The 23,926-nt window shown below is 65.3% G+C and carries 26 protein-coding genes; 18 read left to right on the plus strand and 8 right to left on the minus strand.

Annotated features, from left to right (window positions below):
• Window positions 1-39: 39 nt before the first annotated feature.
• The 4 genes from rph (at window position 40) to QOL68_RS14790 (ending at window position 3,698) form a co-directional block, all read left to right on the plus strand.
• Complete coding sequence (rph, locus tag QOL68_RS14775; protein ID WP_282949731.1) at window positions 40-756, plus strand: ribonuclease PH; 717 nt, start codon at window positions 40-42, stop codon at window positions 754-756.
• Between the two features lie 96 nt (window positions 757-852).
• Window positions 853-1,476 carry an RdgB/HAM1 family non-canonical purine NTP pyrophosphatase gene (rdgB, locus tag QOL68_RS14780; protein WP_282949730.1) on the plus strand — a complete coding sequence of 208 codons (624 nt, stop codon included), beginning with the start codon at window positions 853-855 and terminating at the stop codon, window positions 1,474-1,476.
• A gap of 75 nt (window positions 1,477-1,551) precedes the next feature.
• Window positions 1,552-2,697, plus strand: coding sequence for a radical SAM family heme chaperone HemW (hemW, locus tag QOL68_RS14785; protein ID WP_282949729.1), 1,146 nt, complete (start codon window positions 1,552-1,554; stop codon window positions 2,695-2,697).
• A gap of 110 nt (window positions 2,698-2,807) precedes the next feature.
• On the plus strand, window positions 2,808-3,698 hold the full coding sequence (locus QOL68_RS14790) for a tyrosine recombinase XerC (RefSeq protein WP_282949728.1): 891 nt from the start codon (window positions 2,808-2,810) through the stop codon (window positions 3,696-3,698).
• Here QOL68_RS14790 and QOL68_RS14795 read toward each other — a convergent pair.
• The 4 genes from QOL68_RS14795 to rsmI are packed head-to-tail and all read right to left on the minus strand — an operon-like array spanning window position 3,695 to window position 6,501.
• Window positions 3,695-4,300: a DedA family protein gene (locus QOL68_RS14795; RefSeq protein WP_282949727.1), complete on the minus strand. Its 606-nt coding sequence runs from the start codon at window positions 4,298-4,300 to the stop codon at window positions 3,695-3,697. The two genes, QOL68_RS14790 and QOL68_RS14795, sit on opposite strands and share 4 nt — an antisense overlap.
• A gap of 22 nt (window positions 4,301-4,322) precedes the next feature.
• Entirely contained in the window at window positions 4,323-5,273 is a 951-nt protein-coding gene (gene gshB, locus QOL68_RS14800) for a glutathione synthase (RefSeq protein ID WP_282949726.1), read from the minus strand.
• Window positions 5,274-5,293: 20 nt separating this feature from the next.
• Window positions 5,294-5,644, minus strand: a complete 351-nt coding sequence (locus QOL68_RS14805; RefSeq protein ID WP_282949725.1) for a YraN family protein — start codon at window positions 5,642-5,644, stop codon at window positions 5,294-5,296.
• On the minus strand, window positions 5,641-6,501 hold the full coding sequence (gene rsmI / locus QOL68_RS14810; protein ID WP_282949724.1) for a 16S rRNA (cytidine(1402)-2'-O)-methyltransferase: 861 nt from the start codon (window positions 6,499-6,501) through the stop codon (window positions 5,641-5,643). The genes QOL68_RS14805 and rsmI overlap by 4 nt, the downstream gene beginning before the upstream one ends.
• A gap of 76 nt (window positions 6,502-6,577) precedes the next feature.
• Between rsmI and QOL68_RS14815 the strand changes: the two genes are divergently transcribed.
• Both QOL68_RS14815 and infC read left to right on the plus strand, forming a co-directional pair.
• Complete coding sequence (locus QOL68_RS14815) at window positions 6,578-7,714, plus strand: penicillin-binding protein activator (RefSeq protein ID WP_282949898.1); 1,137 nt, start codon at window positions 6,578-6,580, stop codon at window positions 7,712-7,714.
• Window positions 7,715-7,872: 158 nt separating this feature from the next.
• Window positions 7,873-8,409: a translation initiation factor IF-3 gene (infC, locus tag QOL68_RS14820; RefSeq protein ID WP_058454920.1), complete on the plus strand. Its 537-nt coding sequence runs from the start codon at window positions 7,873-7,875 to the stop codon at window positions 8,407-8,409.
• Between the two features lie 11 nt (window positions 8,410-8,420).
• Here the strand turns inward: infC and QOL68_RS14825 are convergent, their stop codons facing one another.
• On the minus strand, window positions 8,421-9,125 hold the full coding sequence (locus QOL68_RS14825) for an NRDE family protein (RefSeq protein ID WP_349252331.1): 705 nt from the start codon (window positions 9,123-9,125) through the stop codon (window positions 8,421-8,423).
• A gap of 86 nt (window positions 9,126-9,211) precedes the next feature.
• Between QOL68_RS14825 and QOL68_RS14830 the strand changes: the two genes are divergently transcribed.
• Genes QOL68_RS14830 through QOL68_RS14840 form a run of 3 tightly spaced genes read left to right on the plus strand, consistent with a single transcriptional unit; the run spans window position 9,212 to window position 10,845 of the window.
• Window positions 9,212-9,766: a DUF4287 domain-containing protein gene (locus QOL68_RS14830; protein ID WP_282949723.1), complete on the plus strand. Its 555-nt coding sequence runs from the start codon at window positions 9,212-9,214 to the stop codon at window positions 9,764-9,766.
• 9 nt (window positions 9,767-9,775) lie between these two features.
• A complete protein-coding gene (locus QOL68_RS14835; RefSeq protein ID WP_282949722.1) occupies window positions 9,776-10,384 on the plus strand; it encodes a TetR/AcrR family transcriptional regulator in 609 nt (202 codons plus the stop codon).
• Between the two features lie 23 nt (window positions 10,385-10,407).
• Entirely contained in the window at window positions 10,408-10,845 is a 438-nt protein-coding gene (locus tag QOL68_RS14840; RefSeq protein ID WP_282949721.1) for a hypothetical protein, read from the plus strand.
• A gap of 283 nt (window positions 10,846-11,128) precedes the next feature.
• Here QOL68_RS14840 and QOL68_RS14845 read toward each other — a convergent pair whose 3' ends face one another.
• The 3 genes from QOL68_RS14845 to uvrB all read right to left on the minus strand — a co-directional run bounded on the left by QOL68_RS14845 (window position 11,129) and on the right by uvrB (window position 15,833).
• The gene (locus QOL68_RS14845) at window positions 11,129-12,631 is read right to left on the minus strand and encodes a S10 family peptidase (RefSeq protein ID WP_282949720.1); all 1,503 of its coding nucleotides are present in this window, start codon (window positions 12,629-12,631) and stop codon (window positions 11,129-11,131) included.
• Between the two features lie 120 nt (window positions 12,632-12,751).
• Window positions 12,752-13,558 (minus strand): hypothetical protein, encoded by an 807-nt coding sequence (locus tag QOL68_RS14850; protein ID WP_282949719.1) that lies wholly within the window; start codon window positions 13,556-13,558, stop codon window positions 12,752-12,754.
• Window positions 13,559-13,646: 88 nt separating this feature from the next.
• Entirely contained in the window at window positions 13,647-15,833 is a 2,187-nt protein-coding gene (gene uvrB / locus QOL68_RS14855) for an excinuclease ABC subunit UvrB (protein ID WP_282949718.1), read from the minus strand.
• 61 nt (window positions 15,834-15,894) lie between these two features.
• Here uvrB and QOL68_RS14860 point away from each other — a divergent pair, with 61 nt between their 5' ends.
• The 9 genes from QOL68_RS14860 to QOL68_RS14900 all read left to right on the plus strand — a co-directional run bounded on the left by QOL68_RS14860 (window position 15,895) and on the right by QOL68_RS14900 (window position 23,835).
• Window positions 15,895-16,419 carry a DUF3617 domain-containing protein gene (locus tag QOL68_RS14860; RefSeq protein WP_058454914.1) on the plus strand — a complete coding sequence of 175 codons (525 nt, stop codon included), beginning with the start codon at window positions 15,895-15,897 and terminating at the stop codon, window positions 16,417-16,419.
• Between the two features lie 75 nt (window positions 16,420-16,494).
• Window positions 16,495-16,896, plus strand: a complete 402-nt coding sequence (locus tag QOL68_RS14865; protein ID WP_282949717.1) for a VOC family protein — start codon at window positions 16,495-16,497, stop codon at window positions 16,894-16,896.
• Between the two features lie 468 nt (window positions 16,897-17,364).
• A complete protein-coding gene (locus QOL68_RS14870; RefSeq protein ID WP_282949716.1) occupies window positions 17,365-19,134 on the plus strand; it encodes a tetratricopeptide repeat protein in 1,770 nt (589 codons plus the stop codon).
• A 228-nt stretch (window positions 19,135-19,362) separates the two neighbouring features.
• On the plus strand, window positions 19,363-19,599 hold the full coding sequence (locus QOL68_RS14875) for an acyl carrier protein (protein ID WP_003039428.1): 237 nt from the start codon (window positions 19,363-19,365) through the stop codon (window positions 19,597-19,599).
• A 169-nt stretch (window positions 19,600-19,768) separates the two neighbouring features.
• On the plus strand, window positions 19,769-21,031 hold the full coding sequence (gene fabF, locus QOL68_RS14880) for a beta-ketoacyl-ACP synthase II (RefSeq protein ID WP_282949715.1): 1,263 nt from the start codon (window positions 19,769-19,771) through the stop codon (window positions 21,029-21,031).
• A gap of 5 nt (window positions 21,032-21,036) precedes the next feature.
• Window positions 21,037-21,972 carry an endolytic transglycosylase MltG gene (mltG, locus tag QOL68_RS14885; protein ID WP_282949714.1) on the plus strand — a complete coding sequence of 312 codons (936 nt, stop codon included), beginning with the start codon at window positions 21,037-21,039 and terminating at the stop codon, window positions 21,970-21,972.
• Between the two features lie 38 nt (window positions 21,973-22,010).
• Window positions 22,011-22,370, plus strand: a complete 360-nt coding sequence (locus QOL68_RS14890) for a hypothetical protein (RefSeq protein WP_282949713.1) — start codon at window positions 22,011-22,013, stop codon at window positions 22,368-22,370.
• Window positions 22,367-23,119, plus strand: a complete 753-nt coding sequence (locus tag QOL68_RS14895) for an alpha/beta fold hydrolase (RefSeq protein WP_282949712.1) — start codon at window positions 22,367-22,369, stop codon at window positions 23,117-23,119. Before QOL68_RS14890 ends, QOL68_RS14895 begins: the two co-directional genes overlap by 4 nt.
• Window positions 23,120-23,349: 230 nt before the next feature.
• Window positions 23,350-23,835, plus strand: a complete 486-nt coding sequence (locus tag QOL68_RS14900; RefSeq protein ID WP_282949896.1) for a 2'-5' RNA ligase family protein — start codon at window positions 23,350-23,352, stop codon at window positions 23,833-23,835.
• The last annotated feature ends 91 nt before the right edge of the window (window positions 23,836-23,926 follow it).

Below are 23,926 nucleotides of genomic sequence, written 5' to 3' on the forward strand. Positions count from 1 at the left end.
CCTAAGGGCCTTCGCAATCGTCAATCGAAAGGATCTCCCATGCGCCCCTCCGGCCGCGCGCCCGACCAGATGCGGTCGATCGCCATCGAAACCAATTTCACCATCCATGCCGAGGGCAGCGTCCTTGTCAGCTTCGGCAATACCAAGGTGCTGGTGACCGCCAGCGTCGAGGAAAAGGTTCCGCCGTTCCTGCGCGGCAAGGGGCAGGGCTGGGTCACCGCCGAATATGGCATGCTGCCCCGCGCGACGCACACCCGCGGTAGCCGCGAGGCGGCGAAGGGCAAGCAGTCGGGCCGGACGCAGGAAATCCAGCGACTTATCGGTCGCAGCTTGCGCGCCGTCGTCGACATGGCGAAGCTCGGCGAGCGTCAGATCGTCATCGACTGCGACGTGATCCAGGCCGATGGCGGCACGCGCACCGCCTCGATTTCGGGCGCGTGGGTCGCGCTGCGCCTTGCGGTCGACAAGCTGCTCGAAAGCAAGGCGTTGGCCGAGGATCCGATCGAGGACAGCGTCGCGGCGATCTCGTGCGGCATCTACAAGGGCACGCCGGTGCTCGACCTCGACTATGACGAGGATTCGGTCGCCGAAGCCGACGGCAATTTCGTGCTGACCGGCAAGGGCCAGATCGTCGAAGTGCAGGCAAGCGCCGAGGGCGCGACCTACGACGAAGAGGGCCTGCTGCGCCTGCTCCGCCTCGCGCGCATCGGCTGCACCGATATCTTCGCAGCACAGGCGAAGGCGGCGGGCCGGTAATATTGTTCGTCACCCCGGACTTGATCCGGGGTCCGTGCAGACGAGACCGGATTGGATGCCGGATCGAGTCCGGCATGACGAAAGAAGGATCTTCGAATGACCCGCAAGCTCACCCCCGGCAAGCTCGTCATCGCGAGCCACAATGCGGGCAAGGTGCGCGAAATCCGCGCGCTGCTCGAACCCTTCGGAATCGAGCCAGTGTCGGCCGGCGATCTCGGGCTTCCCGAGCCCGAGGAGACGGGGACGACCTTCGTCGAAAATGCGCTGCTCAAGGCACGTGCGAGCGCGTCGGCGGCGGGTCTGCCGGCGCTCGCCGACGACAGCGGCCTCGAAGTCGCGGCGCTCGGCGGTCGTCCGGGCGTGTACACCGCCGACTGGGCCGAAAGGCAGTCGTTCGAGGGCGCGCCGGGCCGCGACTGGTATCTGGCGATGGGCAAGGTCGAAGGGCTGCTTGCTGAACAAGGCCCCGCCGTCGACCGCAGCGCACGCTTCGTCTGCACGCTGGCGCTGGCCTGGCCCGATGGCCATGCTGAGGTGTTCGAGGGAAAAGCCGAGGGCAGTTTGACCTGGCCACCGCGCGGAACGTTGGGCTTCGGCTATGATCCGGTGTTCGTTCCAGCCGGTAACACGTTGACTTTCGCGGAGATCGATCCGGCAGAGAAGCACGCAATCAGTCACCGCGCCGATGCTTTCGCCAAGCTGGTGGCCGGAGCGTTTTGATATCGTCGTCGCCCCGGATTCGGGGTCCATGGATTCCGGCTTTCGCCGGAATGACGAATGGGAGTAAGGCCCCCCATGGCCGAACCGCTCGCCCTTTATGTCCATTGGCCGTTCTGCGTCAGCAAATGCCCCTATTGCGACTTCAACAGCCATGTACGCGAGAGCGTCGACCAAGAGCTGTGGCGCGCCGCGTTGCTCGCCGATCTGCGGCATGAGGCGGGACTGCTTCCGGGCCGCCCGGTGTCGTCGATTTTCTTCGGGGGCGGCACGCCGAGCCTGATGCCGCCCGAAACCGTCGCGGCGGTCATCGCGGCTGCCGACGATGCGTGGGGCGTGACGGGCGATTGCGAGATCACGCTGGAGGCAAACCCCAATTCGGTCGAGGTCGCCAATTTCGCGGCGCTCGCATCGGCGGGGGTCAATCGCGTGTCGATTGGGGTTCAAAGCTTCGATCCGCAAATACTTGAATTTCTTGGGCGCGCGCACAGCGGCGACGAGGCGCGGCGTGCGATTGTCGCGGCGCAGAAGCATTTCGCGCGGGTGAGCTTCGATCTCATCTACGCGCGGCCCGGACAAAGCCTTGGTCAGTGGGAGGCCGAGTTGAACGACGCGCTGGCGTTCGGAACGGGGCAACTCTCGCTCTACCAGCTCACCATCGAACCCGGCACGCGTTTCGCGACGCTTGCGGCGAAGGGCGATATCGTCATTCCCGACGGCGATACGGCGGCTGACCTGTTCGACGCGACGCAGGCGATGACGCGCGCTGCGGGGCTCCCGCGCTATGAGGTCTCGAACCATGCGCGGCCCGGTGAGGAGAGCCGGCACAATCTGACATACTGGTGCTATGGCGACTATGCCGGGGTCGGGCCGGGCGCGCACGGACGGCGCCTCGGCCAGGCGACCGAGCGGCACAAAAAGCCCGAGAATTTCATCGCAGCGGTCGAGCGTAACGGACACGGCCTGAAGGTCGAAGCCGACCTGCCCGCGCACGAACGCGCGACCGAGGCGATGCTGATGGGGCTGCGGCTGACCGAGGGCATCGATCTGGCGCGCGTCGAGGCGCGGAGCGGGTTGGGGCGCGAGGCGTTCGTCGATGCGGGGGCGGTGGCGCGGCTGGCGGCGCAGGGGCTGGTAGTTCAGGATGGGGACCGGTTGGCTGTGACCGACGACGGCATCCTCCTGCTCGACTCGATCCTTTCCGAGGTCGTGCGGACCGGCTAGACTCTCCTCACCCGTTCGCATCGAGCGAAGTCGAGATGCCCCTCGTGGTTGCCTTACGTGGCGGGGTGTCTCGACTTCGCTCGACACGAACGGAGAGGGAAGGGTTGGAATTGGCGCAGGAATTGATCCGCGACTGGGACGCCCATCTGGCGCACGAAAAGCGCCGGTCGGAGCATACGCGCCGTGCCTATATCGCGACGGCGGAGCGATTTTGCGCCTTCCTGTCGCATCATCGCGGCGGCGCGGTCGATGCCCGGATGCTCAAGGGTCTGACGCCGAACGATCTTCGCTCTTACCTTGCCGACCGCCGCGCCGACGGGCTGGGCAATGCGTCCGCCTCACGCGAACTCAGCGCGCTCCGTACCTTCCTCCGCTTCGTGGGCGGCTCGAACGCCAGCGTACCGCAGATGCGCGGGCCACGCGTCAAGAAGGGGCTACCGCGCCCGGTCGCACCGGCCGAAGCGCTGCAGCTTGCGCAGGATGTCGAGGACAACGCCCGCGAAGGCTGGGTCGGCGCGCGCGATTTCGCGTTGCTGCTGTTGTTGTACGGCGCGGGCCTGCGTATCGGCGAGGCGCTGGGGCTGACCGGCGCGGCGCTGCCGCTCGGCGACACGCTGCGCGTCACGGGCAAGCGGAACAAGACCCGGATCGTCCCGATCCTGCCCGCCGTCGCGGCCGCCGTGTCGCGCTATGTCGAGGCTTGTCCGTGGCCGATCGGGAAAGAGGCACCGCTGTTTCTCGGCGCGCGGGGCGGGGCGCTCCAGCCCGGAGTGGTGCGCGCGAGCGTGCGCTCGGCGCGCCGTGCGCTCGGCCTGCCCGAACGCACGACGCCGCATGCATTGCGCCACAGCTTCGCGACGCACCTGCTTGCGGGCGGGGCGGACCTTCGCAGTTTGCAGGAATTACTCGGCCACGCCAGCCTTGCCTCGACGCAGGTCTATACAGCGGTCGACGCCGCGCATCTGCTGGACATTTACCGGAGCGCGCACCCGCGCGCCTAGTTAGCCCGTTTGGGTTTCCAGGTGATGACGCGGTAGATATAGATGGCGACGAGCGATCCGATCGCCACCAGCGCGACGGGGCCGACGAAGGCGTCGAGGTTCGCGAACTTCCCCCCGAACCAGTTGCCGGCGCCCGCGAGTGCGGCGATCCAGATCGTCGAACCTGCGGCGGTCCAAGCCAGGAATTTCGCCTGGTTCATCTTCACCATGCCCGCGGGCAAGGACACCATCGTCCGTGCGACGGGCATGAAGCGCGCGACGAACACGATGCCGGGGCCGTATTTCAGGAACCAGTTGTGCAACCGCTCGACCTCGGCCCAGTCGAGCGTCAGCCAGCGGCCATGGCGGTCGATGAAGGGCTTGAGCCGTTCGTATCCGATCCACCGGCCGATGCCGTACCAGATCCAGTTTCCGGCGGTCGTTCCCGCGACGGCGACCGCGATGAGCGTCCAGAAATCGAAATGACCCTTGGAAACGGCAATGCCGCCGAGCCCCATGATCACTTCGGAGGGGATCGGCGGGAACACATTTTCCAGGAACATGAGGATGAAGATCCCCAGATACCCCCAGCTCTGGATCAGGTTCAGGATAAAGTCTGTCATGCGAAGAGAACGCGCGCGGGCTTCAGCCGATCCGCCCGATGATCGCGTCCCAGATCATCCCCGCCGTGTCGCTGTTGTTGAAGCGGTCGATCGCGACGATTCCGGTGGGCGAGGTGACGTTGATTTCGGTCAGCCATTCGCCGCCGATCACATCGATGCCAACGAACAGCAATCCGCGTTCGCGAAGCTCGGGGCCGAGCACGTCGCAAATCTCCTGCTCGCGCGGTGTAAGCCCCGCAGCCTCGGCGTAGCCGCCGACCGCAAGGTTCGAGCGGAATTCGCCTTCGCCGGGCTTGCGGTTGATCGCGCCCGCGACCACGCCGTCGACGAGGACGATGCGCTTGTCGCCCCTGGCGACGCTCGGCAGGAATTGCTGGACCATGAAGGGTTCGGGCCAGACCTGCCCGAAGAGTTCGACGAGCGCGCCCAGATTGCTGCCGTCGGCGTCGACGCGGAATACCGCCTTGCCCCCATTGCCGTGGAGCGGCTTGATCACCACCGCGCCATAACGGGCCTGAAAATCCTTCACCGCGTCGAGGTCGCGCGTGACCATCGTCGGCGGCATGAATTCGGGGAAATCGAGCACGAACACCTTCTCGGGCGCATTGCGCACCGAGACGGGATCGTTGACCACGAGCGTTTCGCCGCGGATGCGCTCGAGCAGCCAGGTGCCGGTGAGGTAGCCGAGGTCGAAGGGCGGATCCTGCCGCATCAGCACGACATCGACGTCGCGGCCGAGGTCGAGCGTGACGAAATCGCCAAATTCATAGTGCGCGCCGGCCTCGCGCTTTGCGTCGAGGATGCGGTGCGCCTTGGTGGTCAGCCGCCCGGCCTCCCACGTCAGCCCGCGCACGTCGTAGTGATAGAGCTCGTACCCGCGTTCGAGCGCTTTCAGGATCAGGTGGAAACTGCTGTCGCCATTGATGTTGATCGCGTCCATCGGGTCCATTTGCACGGCTGCACGCAGGGTCATCTTCTTCTCCTTGGGCGCCGTCACGGCTGCCAGACGTGGACCAGATGGCGAGGCAATCGCTTCGGCGCAAGGAGCATCACGTCGATGCGGATGTCATCCGACGGACGCGCGAATCGGGGGATGAGCATTTCCGCCGCCGCTGCGACGCGTCGCAAGCGCCACTGGTCGATCGCAAGGTCGAGGTCTTCGGGGCGCTCGCGCCACTTCACCTCGATGAAGGCAAGCGTTCTGCCGCGCCGCGCGACGAGGTCGACCTCGCCCGCGGCAACGCGGAGCCGCTGCCCGAGAATGCGCCAGCCGTGCAGGCGCAGCCACCATGCGGCGCGCCGTTCGGCCCTGCGGCCCCGCGCTTCGGCGGCGGCGCGATTCAAGCCCGCTCTTTCAAGGCCAGCGCGCGGGCATAAACCTCGTGCCGGTCGAGCCCATATTGCTTCGCGACGGCCTTGGCGGCCTGCGCGACCGGCCGGTCCGCCATCGCGGCGCGCAGCGCGGCGTCGATGGTCGCCGCATCGGCTTCCTCGCCGCTTTCCTCGCCGCGCGGGCCCACCACGATCACGATCTCGCCCTTCGGCGGCGCGTCGGTGTAGCGCGCCGCGAGATCGGCCAGCGTGCCGGTCGCGCATTCCTCGTAAAGCTTGCTGATCTCGCGCGCGACGGCGGCCTCGCGGTTGCCGAGGCCGTCGGCCAGTGCCGTCAGCGCGGCGGCGAGGCGCGGGCCGCTCTCGTAGAAGACTAGCGTCGCGCGGAGCCCCGCGAACTCGGCGATCGTGTCAGCGCGCGCCTTCGCCTTGTTCGGCAGGAAACCCGCAAACAGGAAGCGGTCGCTCGGCAATCCCGAGAGCGTGATCGCGGCGATCGCGGCGCAGGGGCCGGGCAGGGTGGTGACGTGTCGTCCGCCTGCGCGCGCGTCGCGCACCAGCTTGTACCCTGGATCCGAAATCAACGGGGTTCCCGCGTCTGACACCAAAACGACAACTTCACGCTCCATGCGCGCAACCAGCGCGGCGCGGGTGCGTTCGTCGCTGTGGTCGTGATAGGGGGTCATCGGAACGCGCAAACCCAGATGCGACAGCAACTTCGCGGTCACACGCGTGTCCTCGGCGGCGATGACGTTGGCCGAGGCAAGAGTGGCGGTTGCCCGCGCACTGATGTCGCCGAGGTTGCCGATGGGCGTCGCGACGATATAGAGACCGGGCAAGGGAGATTTTGAGATGGTCGAATCCGGCATGACGCCGAAAATGGCAGAAACTGCCCAAGATTGCCACGGGGGCTCGCGCCAGGTTTATGCATCGTCACGGCGCAAAATGCTGCGCGGGATCGCGACGCTGACGCTGGGCGGTCTGCTCGCCGCGTGCCAGATGGTGCCGAAGGCGACCGGCCCGGCCACCGCGCCGCCGCCCGAAAAGCCCGCCGATGGCGTCGGCCCCGGGCTTCCGACAGATACCGACCGCCACCGCGTTGCGTTGCTCGTCCCGCAGACCGGGCCCAACGCCGATGTCGGTATGGCGATTGCGAACGCGACGACGATGGCGCTGCTCGATTCGAAGACCGAGCGGGTTCGCATCACGACCTATGACACTGCGCTTGGTGCCGCCGCCGCGGCGCGGCAGGCGGTCGCCGACGGCAACAAGCTGATCCTCGGTCCGCTGCTCAGCGAGGATGTCGCCGCGGTCGCGCCGATCGCGCGCGAGGCGAAGGTGCCGGTGCTGAGCTTCTCGAACGACAGCAGCGTCGCGGGCAATGGCGTCTTCATCATGGGCTTCGTTCCCGGCCAGTCGGTGGAGCGCGTCGTCGCCTATGCGCGCAGCAAGGGGCAGCAGCGGTTCGGCGCGCTCGTACCCAGGACTGTCTATGGCGACCGCTCGGCCGCGGCCTTCCGCTCGGCGGTGTCGGCCGCCGGCGGCACGCTGGTCGCGGTCGAAACCTATGATCGCAGCGCGACCGCGCTGACGGGCGCGGCGCGGCGGCTGGCCAACGCCGGCGCGATGGACGCGGTGCTCGTCGCCGACAGCGGCGGCAATGCGATCCGCGCCGTGCCGGTAGTCAAGAGCACGGGGAACAAACAGATCCTCGGCACCGAGCTGTGGAACACCGACGCGGCGCTCGGCGGTAATCCGGCAATGCGCGGGTCGTGGTTCGCCAGCGTTTCGGATGGCCTTTACGGCCAGCTCGCCGCGAAATATCGCACACGCTACGGCAAGGCGCCGTACCGGCTCGCCAGCCTCGGCTATGACTCGGTGCTGCTGACAGTCCGCATCGCGCGCGACTGGAAGCCGGGCACGACCTTTCCCGCTGCGCGATTGCTCGCCGAGGAAGGGTTCGGGGGCATCGACGGCATTTTCCGCTTCAACAACCGCGGGATCGCGATGCGCGCGCTCGAGGTCAGCGAGGTCGGGGCCGGAGGCTTCCGCGTGATCGACCCCGCGCCGACGAAATGGTAGTGGCATAACCGCCACAGCGTGGCGAAAAGCGTCATGTTTGTGACGCGGGCGGCCTTTACGGCGCGCTCGCGTTCACTATATGGGCATGGCGCGCCGCGATCGCGTCGATTCCGCGCGCCTATCGTAAATGACCAGGAGATACAGCTATACCACCGCCCATGACCCGCCGCTCGATGGCGCCCGTGCCGCCCAAAAACGGCCCGCGATACAATGAATTCATTTCCTCTCCGAAGGTCCGTGTGATCGACGAGGAAGGGGAGAATCTGGGCGTAATGCTGACGGCCGAAGCGATCGAGCAAGCTGCCTCGGTCGGTCTGGACCTGGTTGAAGTGTCTCCCAACGCCGATCCGCCGGTGTGCAAGTTCCTCGATGTGGGCAAGTATAAGTACGAAGCCCAGAAAAAGGCCAATCTGGCGCGCAAGAGCCAGAAGACGCAGGAGATCAAAGAGATCAAGATGCGTCCGAACATCGACGATCATGATTTCGATGTGAAGATGAAGAAGGTCTTCGACTTCCTTGAGGAAGGCGACAAGGTCAAGATGACGATGCGTTTCCGCGGCCGCGAGATGAGCCACACGCAGCTCGGCCTCAACGTGCTTCAGCGCGTCGCCGAAATGACCGCCGAGATCGCGAAGGTCGAGGCGCATCCGCGCACCGAAGGCCGCCAGATGGTCATGGTGATCGCGCCGAAATAAGGCGTCGCGGCTCAGCCGATACGGAAATTCAGGGCGGTCGTTCCACCGGGACGGCCGCCCGCTTCGTATCGGCGCTCCACCATATGCACGTCACCCGCCGCGGAGATCGCGACGAGCGTCGAGGCGCGGGTGCCATAGACTTCGCCGTGCAGGAAAAGCGCGGGCTCGCCTTCTGCCGTCAGCGTGTCGAGCAGGCCTTCGGGGTCGGCTTGCGCCTCGACCACCGCCGACAGCGCGGTGCGCAGCCGTTCGGCGCGCGGACACGGGGCATCGACCGGTTCGTTGGCGAGCGCATGGACGCCGGGCGCCAGCGCCGCGATCAGCGGCGTCGGCCGGTTGGTGAGCAGCCGCGGGGCGCCGCCGACGGCAAACAGGTTGAACGCGTTGAATCGGTCGAGGTCGGCCTCCGCCGGTTCGGCGAAGCGGCCGTCGCCGCGCAGCATGTCGACGACGAGCGCGCCGCGCGACTCCTTCGCGGGATCGGGCATCGCGCCGCGCACGTTTGTCACCACCACCACGCGCCCGCTCGGCTGGTGGACCCCCAGCCATGTTCCGCCGGCCTGCAGGTCGCGTCCCGCGACGATCCCGCTGCCGTCCGGCCAATGGCCGAGCGGCGCGGCCGGTCGCGCGTGAAATTCGTCGCGATTGCCGATGAGGATCAGAGGCCAGTCGGGGTGGGCTTGATAGGCGAGGGCGACGACGCACATGCGGCGCATATCGGGGCTTGGCGCCCGCTTGCCAAGCCTCTTGACAAATTGCTTGGTTGAATGTTCAATCAAGCGATCTTGCGAAGGAGGGCGATATGGCCGACGAATTCGAGAAGATGGGCGAAAGCCTGCGCGCCAAGACGGGCAAGGGGCTGGACGAATGGGTCGCAGTCGCTCGCGGTACGGGCATTTCGGGCCATATGGCGCTGGTGAACCACCTGAAATCCGAACATGGTCTCGGGCATGGCTATGCCAATATGATCGTCCATGCGGCGAATGCCTCGTCGGCCGCGTCGCAGGACGACGAGGCGCTCGTCGCGGCGGCGTTCGACGGAGCGAAGGCGCATTGGCGGCCGCTTTACGACCGGCTGGTGGCGCTGGTGCACGGTTTCGGCGGCGACGTCGAACTGGCGCCGAAGAAGGGCTATGTCAGCCTCCGCCGCAAGAAGCAGTTCGCGCTGCTGATGCCCTCGACCAAGGACCGGTTCGATATCGGGCTGGCGCTGAAGGGCGAAGAGCCGGCGGGCATGCTGGAACTCGCGGGAAGCTGGAATGCGATGGTGTCGCACCGCATTCGCATCAACGCGGGCGAAGACGCAGGGGGCGAGGTGGCGGACCGGCTTCGCGCCGCTTATGATCGCGCGGGATAGGAGCCGCCGATGAACGCCGCCGACACCCGCAACCGCATCCTGATGACCGCGATGGAGCTCTTCTGGGAAAAGGGATATCTCTCGACTTCGGTCTCCGACATCCTCTCGCGCAGCCAGGTCCATTCGGGCAGCCTCTATCATTTCTTCCCGGGCAAGCAGGACGTGCTCGTCGGCGTGCTCGAACTTTATCGCGACGGGATCGAAGAGATGCTGCTAGCGCCGAACTGGGAGGGCGTCGACGATCCGATCGAGCGCATCTTTGCCCTGCTCGCGGGCTATCGCACCCATCTGATCGTCACCGACTGCACCTACGGCTGTCCGATCGGCAGCCTCGCGCTCGAAATCCACGAGCCCGACCCGGTGGTCCGCGATCTGATGGCGGCGAACTTTACCAACTGGTCGGCCGCGATTGCAGGCTGCTTTGAGGCCGCCGCCGACCGCCTGCCGCCCGGCGCTGACCGCCAGGCACTCGGCGAGTTCGTGCTGACGGTGATGGAGGGCGCGGTGATGCAAGCGCGCACCTATCGCGACATCGGGTATTTCGATCGCAACATCGCTGTGTTACGCGACTATATCACATCGTTGATGAGCGCCGCGAAATCTGATAGTTTCGCCTGATCTTTCTGGAGGGGGAGATAATCATGACCGAAGTACGCAAGACACCCGTGCATCTGTGGATTGTCGGGGTCGTATCGCTGTTGTGGAACGCGGTCGGCGCGTTCGACTATACGATGACCAAGATGCAGAACGCCGAATATCTCGCGGCCTTCACGCCCGAACAGCAGGCGTGGTTCGCGACCTTCCCGCTGTGGGCGAACATCGGCTGGGCGCTGGGCGTCTGGGGATCGGTACTCGGATCGCTGCTGCTTCTTGCGCGGAGCCGCCACGCGGTGTCGGCGTTCGCCGTCTCGCTCGTCGGGCTCGCGATCAGCTGCATCTACCAGTTCGGCCTGCATTATGGCGACCTGATGCGCCTGTTCGGAACGTTCCCGATGATCTTCACGGCGATAATCTGGGTAATCCTGATCGCGCTCTATCTCTATGCGCGGAAGCAAGCGGCGGCGGGCGTACTGCGGTGACCGCGTCCGCTTTGGGGTGGATTCCAGACCCTCGTCATCCCGGACTTGATCCGGGATCCATTTCAGCGCCGAAGTCGTGGACCCCGGATCAAGTCCGGGGTGACGAAGAAGAAGTTATCCTCCCTGTGGCGCAGCCATGGGGAGGGGGACCGCCGCCGAAGGCGGTGGTGGAGGGGCCGACGCGTCGGCGCAAATGCCCCTCCGTCAGCGCTTCGCGCTGCCACCTCCCCATCGCTACGCCACAGGGAGGAGCGAATGCCCGCAACCGGTCGGAACCGGCCGCTCAACGCGCCCGAATGAAGGCGCGGATATCCTGCGACAATTTATGCCGGTCCTCGTCGCGGATATACATCATGTGGCCCGCGCCATAATATTGATAGGTGATCCGGTCCTGCGGGATGCCGGTGCGCGACAGCGCATATTCGGCGGCGAAAAAGGGCGTCGCGAAATCATAATAGCCCTGTCCGACGAACACGCGCAGCCCCGAATTCTCGCGCAGCGCCTGTCCGATATAAGGCGTGACGTTGAGATAGGCGTTGGTGTCGCGCCCGCCGATCCGCCAGTCCCATAGCCCGCCGATGCCGCTGATCGACTGATATTCGAGGGTAGTCTTGAAGCCAAGCGTATCGCGGCTCCAGCTGTTGATCGCGGCGGTGTAGCTCGCGTCGATGCCATAGAAGCTGGGGTCGTTGTCGGGCTGCTCGCCGGCATTGTCGTAATCCTTGCCGGTATAGCGGCTGTCGAGGCGGCCGACCGTCAGGCCGCGGTCGCGGAGCAATTCCTTGTAGAAGCGGCCGGGGGTGACGCGGAGGTCGGCGCTCTCGAGATAGGTTTCGGAGAGGCCGGTAAAGCGCGCCAACTCGCGGCGGATCGCGGCGCGTTCCTCGCCCTGCAGCTTCTGCCCCTTGAGCAGCGCCGATGCATAGGGACCGATCGCCCACTGCCGCGCTTCCTCGGTAAAGGCCTCGACCGACGAGCCGCTCGCCTTACCGTGGAACATCGCGGTGGCGGCCATCGAGGGCAGGTTGGTGATATAGCTCAGTTCGTTGCCCGGCGTATCCGATCCCGCCGCGAAGTCGAGCACGGTCGAGATCAGGATGATGCCGTTGAGCGCGACGTCGTTGTACGTCTCGTTCATCAACTGGTTCGCGACCGCCGCCGAGCGCGTGGTGCCATAGCTTTCGCCGCCGAGATATTTGGGGCTGTTCCAGCGGCCATTGTCGTTCAGCCAGCGCCGGATCACCTCGGCGACGAGCTTGGCATCCTGCGTGACGCCGTAATAATCCTTGGGATCGGCTTTTCCGATCAGGTGCGAAAAGCCCGTGCCCGGCGGGTCGATGAAGACGATGTCGGTGACGTCGAGCAGCGCGTCGGGATTATCGACGATCGGATAGGGCGGGGCGCCGTCGTCGCGCGCATCGCTGGGGATCGCGACGCGCTTCGGCCCGAAGGCGCCCATCATCAACCAGACCGTGCCCGAGCCCGGGCCGCCGTTGAACAGGAAGGTCACCGGGCGGCCGGGGTCGCGCGGTTCCTTGATATAGGCGGTGGTGACGACCGCAACCTCGGGCACGCCGTCCTTGTTCTTGATGATCGTCTCGCCGATCGTCGCCGCGTAGTTGATCCGCTGCCCGCCGAAGGTGCCGGAGAGCTTGGTCGTGCGGACCTGTGGCTCGACGTCGGCGGGCTTCTCGGGCTTGGCCTTCTCGACGCTCTCTTGGGCATGAACGACAGCAGGAGCGGCGACGGCAAGCGCCAGCGCGATCAGCGACAGACCTGTTTTCATGATTTTCTCCCCGTTGAGGCGCGAACCCTAAGCGGGGCGGGGAAGGGCGGCAAGGCCGCTGGTCGGTCGCGGCGGGGCCTTGGTCGAAGGGCGCCGGACGGTGAGCGGGCGATGCGATCGTCAGGCTGCCAGCGCTGCTTTGGGAGTTCCCGGGCGTGCACCGGCAATCCATCCGTGCCAAGCGATCGCGACGCCAAGGATAGCCGACACGAACAGCAGGAAGGGCAGATTGACGCGGGAGACGGCGGCGAACATCGGCGCCCAGCCTGGAATTCGTCCGAGCGTATCAAAGCTGATTGCCTGCGCGGCAATGAATCCCGCCGCGATCAGAAATGGCCTGCCATGCGACGACGCCTGGCGAAACAGGTAAAGCGTGATCGCCAGCGCGATCAGATTTCCGCCTGCCATCGCATAGGAAAAATTCTCATCCGGCCGGAAAAACGGGATGAGCATGGCAAGTAATCGGAATCCGACCGGAGAAATCACGAACAGCAGCGTCGCGAGCATATAGCGAGCGTGCAGTTGGACCTGATAGCGGTGCCTCAGCCCCAACCAGAAGAGAAGGGCGAATGCGAGATTGGCGAGCGGATCGAAAAAACCGAACTGCGCGATCTGCTTGCCTTCGATACTGGTGAAATCGCCGGCCAAGGTCGCCGCCTCGACATGGATGACCCACATTCCCCCGACCAGGAAGAATGGGAAAAGCAGAAAGATCGCGAGCCCGGTCGCGCGGTGCAGCGCGAGTCGATGGTGGTGGGCCGTCCAGCTCTGCACGATCGCAAGGACGATCCAAAGGACAGAGCTGGCGGCATGAGCATGGTGCGCCATGCTATGTGTCTGCAGCTTCGTGAAATATCCGGGCCAGAAGGCAACAAACGTCAGCGCGAGCAGCGCCAGCACATATATCCAGGCCGAACGAAAGGGCATGTTTTTCCCCTTGCGCCGACACTGACATCATCAAACGTCGACAGCAAGCCGGATTACCCGGCGCGGCGATAGGCTCCCTTGCCTTGCGTTACCGTCCCCACTTGGTCTTGCTCGACTTCCCGAACCGCCCTTTGCGCGTGCCCGGCTTGCCTTCGTTGCTCCGCCCCACGCGCGGGGCCACCTGTTCGTCGGGCGGCAAGCCGAGTTCGTCGGCCTCGAGCTTGCGGATCTCGTCGCGGAGGCGCCCGGCCTCCTCGAACTCCAGATCTGCCGCCGCATCGCGCATCTTCTTTTCGAGGTCGGCGATGTACGCGCGCAAATTATGCCCGACCATATGCGCGGGCTTGTCTTCGCCGATATCGATGACAACGCCGTCCTTCGACGCGACATGCGCGATGATGTCGCCGATGTTGCGCTTGATCGTCGTCGGGGTGATGCCGTGCTCGGCGTTATACGCCTTCTGCTTTTCGCGGCGGCGGTCGGTTTCGCGCATCGCGCGTTCCATGCTGCCGGTGATGCGGTCGGCGTAGAGGATGACGCGGCCGTCGACGTTGCGCGCGGCGCGCCCGATCGTCTGCACCAGCGAGGTTTCGCTACGCAGGAAGCCTTCCTTGTCGGCGTCGAGGATCGCGACGAGCCCGCATTCGGGAATGTCGAGCCCTTCGCGGAGCAGGTTGATGCCGACGAGCACATCGAACACGCCGAGGCGGAGGTCGCGGATGATCTCGATGCGTTCGAGCGTCTCGACGTCCGAGTGCATGTAGCGGACCTTCAGGCCTGCTTCGTGCAGGAACTCGGTCAGATCCTCGGCCATGCGCTTCGTCAGTGTCGTAACCAGCGTGCGGTATCCCGCCGCGGCGGTCTTCTTTGCCTCGGCGATCAGGTCGTCGACCTGTTCCTCGACCGGTTTGATCTCGACCGGCGGGTCGATCAGCCCGGTGGGGCGGATCACCTGTTCGGCGAAGACGCCCTGCGTGCGGTCCATCTCCCACGTCCCCGGCGTCGCCGAGACGCTGACCGTCTGCGGACGCATCAGATCCCATTCGGCAAAGCGCAGCGGGCGGTTGTCGATGCAGCTCGGCAGGCGGAAGCCATATTCGGCGAGCGTGATCTTGCGCCGATGGTCGCCCTTCGACATCGCGCCGATCTGCGGGATCGTCTGGTGGCTTTCGTCGACGAAGAGCAGGGCGTTGTCGGGCAGATATTCGAACAGGGTCGGCGGCGGCTCACCGGGCAGGCGGCCGGTGAGGAAGCGGCTGTAATTTTCGATCCCCGCGCAGCTGCCCGTCGCGGCGATCATCTCGAGGTCGAAATTGGTTCGCTGTTCGAGCCGCTGCGCTTCGAGCAGGCGGCCCTCGGCTTCGAGTTCCTTGAGGCGCTCCGCCAGTTCGTGCCGGATCGCCTCGGTCGCCTGTTTGAGCGTCGGGCCGGGCGTGACATAATGGCTGTTCGCATAGACGCGGACATAGTTGAGGCTGGCGATCTTCTTGCCCGTCAGCGGGTCGAATTCGACGATCTCCTCGATCTCGTCGCCGAAGAAGCTGACGCGCCAGGCCATGTCCTCATAGTGCGAAGGGAAGATTTCGAGACTGTCGCCGCGGACGCGGAAATTGCCGCGCGCGAAGGCCTGGTCGTTGCGCTTGTATTGCAGCGCGACGAGCTTGCGGATGATCTCGCGATTGTCGACGACCTGGCCCTTTTTGAGGTCGAAGATCATCGCCGAGTAAGTCTCGACCGACCCGATGCCGTAAAGGCACGAAACCGAGGCGACGATGATCACATCGTCGCGCTCAAGCAGCGCGCGCGTTGCCGAATGGCGCATCCGGTCGATCGCCTCGTTTACCGAGCTTTCCTTCTCGATGTAGGTGTCGCTGCGCGGCACATAGGCCTCGGGCTGGTAATAGTCGTAGTAGCTGACGAAATATTCGACCGCATTGTTCGGGAAGAAGCTCTTGAATTCGCCATAGAGCTGCGCCGCGAGGATCTTGTTCGGGGCGAGGATCAGCGCGGGGCGCTGCAACTCGTCGATGACCTTTGCCATGGTGAAGGTCTTGCCCGACCCTGTGACGCCGAGCAGCACCTGGTCACGCTCGCCCGCGAGCGCGGTGTCGACCAGCTCGCGGATCGCGGTCGGCTGGTCGCCGGCGGGCTCATAGTCGCTAACCAGTTCAAAACGCTTGCCGCCTTCGACCTTGTCGGGGCGGGCGGGGCGGTGCGGGACATAGGCCTCGCTGGTGTCGATTTCATCGAGCGATGTACGAATCTGGATTGCCATCGCTGCCAATATGGTATCGATGGGGTGGGCGCACAATCGCAATGAGTCACAGGGGATGGATATGAAAAAGCTACTCACGTTCGCCGCTCTTGGCGTTGCATTGGCGACGGCTGGCTGCAGCAAGACCGAAAATGCCGGCGGCACCGTCAAGCGCGAGGCCGGAAACTGGAAGACCGACGTCAAGCTGGTGAAGTTCGAAGTTCCGGGCATGCCGCCCGAAATGAAGGACGGCATGGCGAAGATGATGGAAGGCGCCAGCGGCATGGACCAGTGCTTCACGCAGGAGCAGGTCGACAAGGAAGATATCGCCGCCGAGCTCGCCAAGGGGCCGGGCAATGGCGGCGAGTGCAAATGGTCGAAGAAGGATGTCAGCGGCGGCAAGATCGACGTTGCGGGCACCTGCACCGCCAACGGCCAGACGGTCGATATGGCCATGGCCGGCACGATGGAAGCGAAGAAGACCGACGTGACGATCACGACCAAGGGCAAGATGCCGACCGGTCAGGGCGAGATGGAGATGGTGCTGCAGATGACGAGCACCCATACCGGCCCCTGCAAGGACGGCGCAGCCGCGACCAAGAGCTGAGCCAAACGGCAACAGGGTTACGAGCGGGGCGTCGGTGCGAGCCGGCGCCCTTTCTGTTTGAAGGGAGAGAGAAACATGATCGGCTATGTGACCATGGGCACCGACGATTTGCCGCGCGCCCGCGAATTTTATGCCGGGCTGCTCGGGACGATCGGCGCGAGCGAGTTGATGCGCATGTCGGATACCGAGGCGAACGGCTTTACCCTTTATGGCACCGGTTGGGGCCAGCCCGGCATTGCGGTGACGCGGCCCTATGACGGCCAGCCCGCCGATCGCGGCAACGGCCATATGGCGGCGATCGTCGTCGACGAGCGCGCGAAGGTCGATGCGCTTCATGCCAAGGCGCTCGAACTCGGCGGCAGCTGCGAAGGACCGCCGGGCGTTCGCGGTGACGACGGCGAGCAGGCTTTCTATGCCGCCTATTTCCGTGACCCCGACGGCAACAAGCTGTGCGCCTTTCGGATCGGGCCGGCCTGAGCAGCGAAATTTGGAAAGCTGGGGTCGATGTATCCGGCTTCGGACTCGCCGGACGGGATGCAGGTGGGGCTGCATGTCCGTCCGGCGGAGTCACTGTTATGGGGCCACGCGATATGCCGAAAAGCGCCAGGGACCAGCTCGCGCCCTTCGATCTTGGGACCCCAATTGTCCCAACCGGGCATAAGCCCAGCCCAGACCACGACGGCACAGGGCACGTCGCGACCGTTGAACGATCTCACGTCCCTCGGCGATATGGCAGTTACAAGGGGTCACGACGCGGCATGTCGCGAAACGGCAGGAAATTATTAACCACAAATGCCGCTTTTCAGCGTCATTTGGCACCTCGCAATGATTTTGATATAAGGTTGCGGCCTGCTGTTACCGTTACATGGTAGTAAAATCGGCTAGCTGTCCCGGCCGTTTGGCGTATCTAGCGCGCACGCCTCGCGAGGGGGCATTCGAGGTTGCATGGACCATATAATCGCTGATGAGCTTCCCGATGGTGATGAAACCGACCGGATCATTGCCGCCGAGTTCGAACAGCTGCGCGAGTCGGCCCTGTTCACCCGTTCGCCGGTTCTGTCGCGTCTATTGCAATTCCTTGTCGAGCATCGCCTGCGCGGCGGGCGCAGCGCCCCCAAGGCCTATGCGATCGCAACCGAGGCGTTGGGGCGCAGCGCCGATTTCGATCCTGCGGTCGACAGCTATCCCCGCGTCATGGTCGGCCGGCTCCGGACGCTCCTCGACCGCTATTATGCCGAAACGCCCTGGATCCACCGTCTGCGCGTTCCGCAGGGGAGTTACGAAATCGTCGTCCAGCATCGTTCGGCGCCCCCCGCGCGATCGGCCGCGGACGCCGAGGGTGACATGGCGGCGGAACTCGCGCCGAACACCGATACGGGCGTCGCGGGTGTGGCGTCATCGCACCACAAGCGCGACGCCGGGATCTCGGCGCGATCCGGCTATGCGCGCCGGGTGGCTGCGCTGCTTTTCGTGCTTCTGGCCGCCGCCGCCGGATGGTGGACCTACGCCAATTGGGGGCGGATGGGTGGCGCGACCCCGGTTCCCACGCCGTTGCTGGAGGTCGGGGTGCCGCAGGCGGGCGAAACGCCGGTGTCGCGCGCGCTCGCACGCGCGCTCGACGGGCGGCTGCGCGACGGTTTCCGGCGGTTCGAGCTGGTCGACCTCCGAAGCGCGGAAGCGAATGGAGCATCGGCCGCCGCGCCGCAACCGGACTATCGCCTCGACGTCCTGCTTGTCCGCGACCTCGATGGGCCCGCCGACGTCACGTTGGTGCTGAACCGGGTCGCCGATCAGCGGACGATCTGGTCGCAACAGTTTCATCTCGAGAAGGCGCAGATGCCCGAGTTCGCGCCAGTCGATACCGCCATCGCCCAAATTGCCGGGGACTATGGCGTGATCGTCCGTGATCAGGTCCAGCGCCATCCGAACGATTTCGCGCCGGGCTTTCCATGCCTCGCGCAATTCAACCGGGTGCGCCAGATGCGCAGCGCCACCGCCGCGAAGCAGATCGATGCGTGCCTGCGCGCCACGCTTGACCGCACACCGAACGATCCGGTCGCGTTGTCCGCCCTGTCGCTCGTCCGCTTCGGTGACTGGCAACCGCGCCGCAACACGCCCAAGGGCGCCGCCGCCTTTGCCGAGGCGAGGGCGCTGGCCCAGCGCGCCTATGAAAATGGTCCGGGATCCTCGGCGGGACTTTTCGCGATGTCGCGCGCGAATTTCTATGCGGGCAATTGCCCCGCCGGGCTCGCGCTCGGCGACGGCGCGATGCGGCTCAACCCCTATGATGCCGACATCGCCGGATTTCTCGGGTTATTCAAGCTTGCCTGCGCGCAGGCGGAAGAGGGCGCCGCGCTGTTGCAGCGGTCGCTCGATCTCGACGCCTCCTACCCTGGCGTGCCCGCGGTGACGCTGGCCTTCGTGCGGTCGCAAGCGGGGGATCAACAGGCGGCACAGGTCATTCTCGACCGGGTGCCGACGCCCAGCAAGATGGAACCGCAATTCATGATGGTCCGCGCGATCGTCCTGGCGCGACAGGGGCATCTGCCCGAAGCGCGCGCGACTTGGCAAGCATTGCTGAAATATACGAAGCAGCCGGCGAACGCCGCGCCGGAAACGGTGTTGCGGCAGTTCCTGATCACTCCGGCGGTGATCGTTCGTGCGTCGGCGGCACTCCGCGAGTCCGGTGTCGTGCCGTCCAGTCCGGCGTCCTGAATCCCGGTCCGTCGACGTTTCCCTTGAAGGCGCGCCGGGCATTTCCTATGTCGGCGGCAACTGCAGGAGAGGCCAGGAAGGGGAGCGTCCGGCGCAGATTGCCGCCGAAAACCAGCGATCGTCGGGACGCTCCGTACCCGACCCATGCCAGCCCTCTTGCCAGCCCCCGCGCTGGGCACTAGGGCAAATTTCAACATTCACGCCATAGTCAGAAAAAAGGAACTGTGCATGAGCGATTCGGCCGAAAAGGTTAAGAAGATCGTCGTCGAACATCTGGGCGTCGAAGCCGACAAGGTCACGGAAGAAGCCAGCTTCATCGACGATCTGGGCGCCGACAGCCTCGACATCGTCGAACTGGTGATGGCGTTCGAAGAAGAATTCGGCGTCGAAATCCCTGACGACGCGGCGGAAAAGATCGCCACCGTCAAGGATGCGATCGACTATATCGAAGCGAACAAGGGCTAATCGGGCCCTGTCCGGCGCAGCCGGACGCGGCGGCGACGCCGCCCACGCGTTTCCGGCTTCCCGGTCCCGAGCGCTCGTGCGCAGTGGCCGGGAAGCTTTTTTTATGGATATGCGTCTCTGGAAGTGACGCGGGCCCCTGTGGGGACGGGGGCCGACGAAAGGAATCTTTATGCGCCGGGTTGTGGTGACGGGTTTGGGTTTGGTGACGCCGCTGGGCGGCGATGTGGAAACCACCTGGGCCAATCTGATCGCGGGCAAATCGGGCGCGGGTCCGATCACCCACTTCGACGCGTCGGACCAGAAATGCACGATCGCGTGCGAGGTGAAGGGTCCGACCCACGAATATGGCTTCGACCCCGCCAAGCGCGTCGATCACAAGGTCCAGCGCCAGGTCGACCCTTTCATCATCTTCGGCATCGATGCCGCCGGACAGGCGCTCGAGGATGCGGGTCTGACCGACCTTTCGGAGGAGCAGAAGGTGCGCGCCGGCGTATCGATCGGCTCGGGCATCGGCGGCCTGCCGGGAATCGAGAGCGAAAGCCTGCTGCTCGCCGAAAAAGGGCCGGGCCGCGTTTCGCCGCACTTCGTCCACGGCCGCCTGATCAACCTCATCTCGGGCCAGGTCAGCATCAAATATGGCCTCAAGGGTCCGAACCATGCCGTCGTCACCGCCTGTTCGACCGGCGCGCACTCGATCGGCGACGCGGCGCGGATGATCCGCGACGACGATGCCGACATCATGCTCGCGGGCGGCGCCGAGGCGACGATCTGCCCGATCGGCATTGCCGGCTTCGCGCAGGCGCGCGCGCTCAACATGAGCTACAACGACCGCCCCGAACAGGCGAGCCGCCCCTATGACAAGGACCGCGACGGCTTCGTGATGGGCGAAGGCGCCGGCGTCGTCGTGCTCGAGGAATATGAGCATGCCAAGGCGCGCGGCGCCAAGATCTATGCCGAAGTCGTGGGCTATGGCCTGTCCGGCGACGCCTATCACGTCACCGCGCCCGACCCCGAAATGGACGGCGCCTTCCGTTCGATGAGCGCGGCGCTCAAGAAAGCGGGCATGACCCCCGCCGACATCGACTATATCAACGCGCATGGCACTTCGACGATGGCCGACACGATCGAACTCGGCGCAGTGAAGCGCCTGTTCGGCGACGCGATGGCGAATGTGTCGATGAGCTCGACCAAGTCGGCGATCGGCCACCTGCTGGGCGGCGCGGGCGCGGTCGAGACGATCTTCTGCATCCTTGCGATCCGCGACCAGGTCGTCCCCCCGACGCTCAACCTCGACAATCCCGACGAGGGAACCGAAGGCGCCGACCTCGTCCCGAAGGTGGCGAAGAAGCGCAAGGTCAAGGCCGCGCTGAACAACAGCTTCGGCTTCGGCGGCACCAATGCCAGCCTGATCGTCAAAGCGGTCGAAGACTGATCGCCATGCGCTGGCTGCTTGCAGCCCTGATGGCGCTCGCGCTCACCGCCTGTTCGAGCGGCGCGCCGCGCGATACGGTCGTCGTGATTCCGCCGGGCGCGAGCATCGCCAAGGCGGGCGAAATCCTGGAAAAGGCGGGCGCGGTCTCCTCGGCCGACGGCTTTCGCAACCATGCGCGCTTCTTTGGCGGCGACGATCCGATCAAGCCCGGCGAATATGAGATCAAGAAGGGGATGGGCGCGGGCGAAATCCTGGGCCTGCTCCAGTCGGGCAGGACCATCCAGCGCCTCGTGATGATCCCGCAGGGGATGCCCTCGATCATGGTGTGGGAGCGGCTGATGGCCGAACCGCGCCTGAAGGGCGAGATTCCGGTGCCGGCGGAGGGCAGTATCCTCCCCGACAGCTATGCCTTCACCACTGGAGAAACGCGCGCCGCGGTCGTCAAGCGGATGCAGAGTGCGATGGACAAGGCATTCGACGAACTCTGGGCGAAGCGCTCGCCGCGCAGCGCCGCGAAGAACCGCAACGAAGCGATCACGCTCGCCTCGATCGTCGAGAAGGAAACCGGCGTCGCCGCCGAGCGCCGCACCGTCGCGGGGGTCTATACCAACCGCCTTGCGGTCGGCATGCGGCTTCAGGCCGATCCGACGATCATCTATCCGATCACCAAGGGCAAACCCCTCGGCCGCCGCATCCTGCGGTCCGAGATCGTCGCCGTGAACGACTATAATACCTACAGCATGGCCGGCCTGCCGAAGGGGCCGATCGCGAACCCCGGCAAGGCATCGATCGCCGCGGTGCTCGATCCCGAGGCGAATGATTATCTCTATTTCGTTGCGAAGGGCGATGGCGGCCACGCCTTTGCCCGCACGCTGAGCGAGCACAATGCGAATGTGCAGAAATGGTATCAATTGCGGCGCGATCGCGGGGAAATGGAATAGACCGGCGCGGTCGACGGTCGGGAAGGGGAAAAGCGGTGATGCGAAACCTTGCGGGCCATGGGCTGATCCTGCTGGCGATGACCGCCTGCATGGCGAACGGAGGAAGCGCGGCCGGGCAAGCCGCTAGCGATATCCGGATCGAGGACGGACCGCAGCTTTCGACGCCGCGCGCCACGCACCAGCTCGTCGCGGCGGGCTATACCGCACCGGAGATTTTCGACGTCGCCAGCGGAACCTCGACGCGCGTCGACCATGATCTCGGCGGCCAATGGAACTATATGACGCTCATCAAGGCTGACGCGCGCACGGCGATGCTCGCCGGCGGATATCGTAAAGGGCGGATCGAGCCGACCGACCGAAGCTGGATCATCCGTTTCGGCGAAGGGGCCGCATCATGACCACCGCCAAACTTTTCCTTCACGGCGTTCCCGACAGTCCGGCGATCTGGCGGCCGCTGCTTGCCGCACTCGACCTCGGCGATGCGCCGGTGGCGGTCCCCGCGCTGCCGGGATTTACCGGGCCGCTTCCGGCGGGCTTTTCCGCGACCAAGGAAGCCTATGCCGACTGGGCGGTGGAAGAGGCCGAGGCGCTGGCCGCGGCCCACGGCCCGGTCGACATCGTCGGGCACGACTGGGGCGCGCTGATCGCACAGCGCGCGGCGATGCTACGGCCCGACCTTTTCCGCAGCTGGGCGGTGTCGAACGCGGTGATCGATCCCGATTATCGCGGCCATCGCATCGCGCGCATCTGGAATACGCCGATTCTCGGCGAAATCTTCATGGCGCTGAGCAAGCCCGCGGCGCTCGCAAAGGGGCTGGCCGAGCAGGGGATGCCGGCCGGGATTGCCGAAGAAGAGGCGGCGCAATGGGCGAACAAGGACAAGCGCCGCGCGATCCTGAAACTCTACCGCTCGGCGAAGGGGCTGAACTTTCAACACGACTGGGCGCTCGATCTCGACAAGCTGCCTGCGAACGGCACGCTGATCTGGGGTGAAGACGATCCCTATGTCGATCCGTCGGTAGCCGAGCGATTCGCCGCCGACAATGATGCACCGCTGACGTTCATTAAAGGAGCAGGGCATTGGGCGATCGCCGAGCGTCCACAGGAGGTCGCAGCGGCGCTGAATCGCTTCTGGAGCGAAATCTAAACGTCGGTTTTCGCTAAGTCATCGGAAAGGCCGATCATAGTGACCCAATTAATCGATTGGATCGCAGTGCCGGCTTCGGCCAATGCGCGGGGCAACGAGACAGGGCGTCCCATGGACGACGGCAAGCCTCCCTTTACTGCTTCGTCCATCCCGTCTCGATCTTGGTGACCCGGGCCTTCCCCCCTCCCTCCCGGGCCGCCGGTGCCGCGCCCATCGTCCTTACCGCGACGATGGGCGCGACAGACCAGCGCGATTTCGACGCGCTTCGTGCGGCGCACTACCCGCCACAGCGCAACTTCATCGGGGCGCACATCACACTTTTTCACCAGTTGCCGCCGTCCGCGCTCGACGAACTCGTCCGGCTGGTGTGGCTGATCGTGGCCGATACGGCGTCGCCGCTGGCGGAGGTGAGCGACATCTATTCGCTGGGCGGGGGCACGGCCTTTCGCGTCGAAAGCCGCGAACTGCTGTCAATCCGCGCGCGCATAGCCGAGCATTTTCATGGCCTGCTCGGCGCTCAGGACCGGGGGACGCCGCGGCTTCACATCACGATCCAGAACAAGGTGCAGCCTGCGGAGGCACGGGCGCTGGTCGCAGAGCTCAGGCAGGATTTCCGGCCACGGCCGCTGGAGGTCACCGGGCTTGCCGCCTGGCATTATCGCGGCGGCCCGTGGGAACCGGCCTTCGCGCGCAAATTTCGCGGGGCGCGCAGATGATATTGACCCGCGGGGGCCCCATGCCTATAGGCGCTGCTCGCCCTCGCGGCGGCCTTTCGGGGCGGAGTAGCTCAGCAGGTTAGAGCAGCGG

It is taken from the genome of Sphingopyxis sp. Geo25, from assembly GCF_949769135.1.
Lineage (GTDB): Bacteria > Pseudomonadota > Alphaproteobacteria > Sphingomonadales > Sphingomonadaceae > Sphingopyxis.

What these genes read in the sequence shown, in the direction of transcription:
- QOL68_RS14860 (WP_058454914.1), top strand. Translation starts at nt 15,895, where the DNA reads ATGAAAAAGCTACTCACGTTCGCCGCTCTTGGCGTTGCATTGGCGACG.
- uvrB (WP_282949718.1), bottom strand. Translation starts at nt 15,833, where the DNA reads ATGGCAATCCAGATTCGTACATCGCTCGATGAAATCGACACCAGCGAG.
- rdgB (WP_282949730.1), top strand. Translation starts at nt 853, where the DNA reads ATGACCCGCAAGCTCACCCCCGGCAAGCTCGTCATCGCGAGCCACAAT.
- QOL68_RS14850 (WP_282949719.1), bottom strand. Translation starts at nt 13,558, where the DNA reads ATGCCCTTTCGTTCGGCCTGGATATATGTGCTGGCGCTGCTCGCGCTG.
- QOL68_RS14875 (WP_003039428.1), top strand. Translation starts at nt 19,363, where the DNA reads ATGAGCGATTCGGCCGAAAAGGTTAAGAAGATCGTCGTCGAACATCTG.
- QOL68_RS14815 (WP_282949898.1), top strand. Translation starts at nt 6,578, where the DNA reads ATGCTGCGCGGGATCGCGACGCTGACGCTGGGCGGTCTGCTCGCCGCG.
- QOL68_RS14825 (WP_349252331.1), bottom strand. Translation starts at nt 9,125, where the DNA reads ATGCGCCGCATGTGCGTCGTCGCCCTCGCCTATCAAGCCCACCCCGAC.
- QOL68_RS14795 (WP_282949727.1), bottom strand. Translation starts at nt 4,300, where the DNA reads ATGACAGACTTTATCCTGAACCTGATCCAGAGCTGGGGGTATCTGGGG.
- gshB (WP_282949726.1), bottom strand. Translation starts at nt 5,273, where the DNA reads ATGACCCTGCGTGCAGCCGTGCAAATGGACCCGATGGACGCGATCAAC.
- QOL68_RS14895 (WP_282949712.1), top strand. Translation starts at nt 22,367, where the DNA reads ATGACCACCGCCAAACTTTTCCTTCACGGCGTTCCCGACAGTCCGGCG.
- mltG (WP_282949714.1), top strand. Translation starts at nt 21,037, where the DNA reads ATGCGCTGGCTGCTTGCAGCCCTGATGGCGCTCGCGCTCACCGCCTGT.
- rph (WP_282949731.1), top strand. Translation starts at nt 40, where the DNA reads ATGCGCCCCTCCGGCCGCGCGCCCGACCAGATGCGGTCGATCGCCATC.
- QOL68_RS14835 (WP_282949722.1), top strand. Translation starts at nt 9,776, where the DNA reads ATGAACGCCGCCGACACCCGCAACCGCATCCTGATGACCGCGATGGAG.
- infC (WP_058454920.1), top strand. Translation starts at nt 7,873, where the DNA reads ATGACCCGCCGCTCGATGGCGCCCGTGCCGCCCAAAAACGGCCCGCGA.
- QOL68_RS14845 (WP_282949720.1), bottom strand. Translation starts at nt 12,631, where the DNA reads ATGAAAACAGGTCTGTCGCTGATCGCGCTGGCGCTTGCCGTCGCCGCT.
- hemW (WP_282949729.1), top strand. Translation starts at nt 1,552, where the DNA reads ATGGCCGAACCGCTCGCCCTTTATGTCCATTGGCCGTTCTGCGTCAGC.
- QOL68_RS14830 (WP_282949723.1), top strand. Translation starts at nt 9,212, where the DNA reads ATGGCCGACGAATTCGAGAAGATGGGCGAAAGCCTGCGCGCCAAGACG.
- QOL68_RS14890 (WP_282949713.1), top strand. Translation starts at nt 22,011, where the DNA reads ATGCGAAACCTTGCGGGCCATGGGCTGATCCTGCTGGCGATGACCGCC.
- QOL68_RS14840 (WP_282949721.1), top strand. Translation starts at nt 10,408, where the DNA reads ATGACCGAAGTACGCAAGACACCCGTGCATCTGTGGATTGTCGGGGTC.
- rsmI (WP_282949724.1), bottom strand. Translation starts at nt 6,501, where the DNA reads ATGCCGGATTCGACCATCTCAAAATCTCCCTTGCCCGGTCTCTATATC.
- fabF (WP_282949715.1), top strand. Translation starts at nt 19,769, where the DNA reads ATGCGCCGGGTTGTGGTGACGGGTTTGGGTTTGGTGACGCCGCTGGGC.
- QOL68_RS14900 (WP_282949896.1), top strand. Translation starts at nt 23,350, where the DNA reads ATGGGCGCGACAGACCAGCGCGATTTCGACGCGCTTCGTGCGGCGCAC.
- QOL68_RS14870 (WP_282949716.1), top strand. Translation starts at nt 17,365, where the DNA reads ATGGACCATATAATCGCTGATGAGCTTCCCGATGGTGATGAAACCGAC.
- QOL68_RS14865 (WP_282949717.1), top strand. Translation starts at nt 16,495, where the DNA reads ATGATCGGCTATGTGACCATGGGCACCGACGATTTGCCGCGCGCCCGC.